Raw genomic sequence first — 1,094 nt, forward strand, 5'->3', positions numbered from 1 at the left:
TACTCCGTTTGGGTGGTTGGTGGTGGGGGTGTCTTGTCACCCGGTTGGGTGTGTGGGTCACTGAGAGTGTGAACCGGCGGGCTGCCCATCCCCGTGCCGGGGGAACGCTTGAGACGGGCAGCCGTTTGCCGGTTTTCTCTTTGCCCACAGGAGAAGCCGGGAGGCTGCAGCGCGCTGGGCCGTGGCCACGGCGGCGCGTCGTCTCTGTTCGTTCTCCCTGGCCCCTGGTGGCGTTGACCGCGTGATGGTCTTGTCCCTGTGACACTGCCGCCGGCGGCTGGCTGGCCCGTTGTGCCGGTTCCTCGCATGTCCCCACCAAGAGCGAGGAGTACAGCCATGCCTATCTCTCCGAATCAGGGTTCCACCGGCGGCGGCACGCTGGTGACCATCACGGGCACGAACCTGTCCAACACCAGCGCGGTAAGGTTCGGCAGCAAGACGGCCACCAGCGTCACCCAGGTCTCACCCACCCAGGTCACCGCCGTGTCCCCCTCGGGGACCGGCACGGTCGGGGTCACGGTGACCACGCCGGGCGGGACCAGCAACCCGGTGCCGTTCTTCTACGTCGGCGCCCCGTTCAAGTCGTCCCTGGGCACGTCCTCCGGGCCGCTGGCGGGAGGCAACACCATCACCATCAACGGAACCGGCCTGTCCACGGCGACGAGCGTGGACTTCGGCGGCGTGACCGCCACGCCGACGGTCAACTCCGACAGCTCCCTCAGCGTCGCGGTGCCCGCCGGAGCCGCCGCAGGCCCCGTCTCGGTGAGCGTGACGACCGCGGGCGGCACCAACAACGGCCTGTCCTACACCTACATCGAGGACCCGACGATCACCACGCTCAGCCCGACATCGGGCCCGACCTCGGGCGGTACAGCGGTGACCATCACCGGAACCAACCTCGACACCACCGACTCGGTCACCTTCGACGGTGCCCCGGCACCGTTCTCGGTGATCAACGCCACCACGCTGTCGGCGGTCACCCCGCCCGGCACCGCCGGAGCGGTCGACGTGGTCGTGACCAACCCCGCCGGATCCGACACCGCCGTCGGCGCCTTCACCTACGTCGCCGGCCCCGGCATCTGACCCACCCACCA

1 protein-coding gene is annotated in these 1,094 nt (G+C 69.2%); it reads left to right on the top strand.

All coding sequences use genetic code 11. The features are described 5' to 3' along the window. The first annotated feature begins 336 nt into the window (after positions 1 to 336). Positions 337 to 1,083 carry an IPT/TIG domain-containing protein gene (locus G3I77_RS40570; RefSeq protein WP_248512494.1) on the top strand — a complete coding sequence of 249 codons (747 nt, stop codon included), beginning with the start codon at positions 337 to 339 and terminating at the stop codon, positions 1,081 to 1,083. The last annotated feature ends 11 nt before the right edge of the window (positions 1,084 to 1,094 follow it).

Source organism: Streptomyces sp. D2-8 (genome assembly GCF_023184515.1).
In the GTDB taxonomy this organism is placed as follows: Bacteria; Actinomycetota; Actinomycetes; order Streptomycetales; family Streptomycetaceae; genus Streptomyces.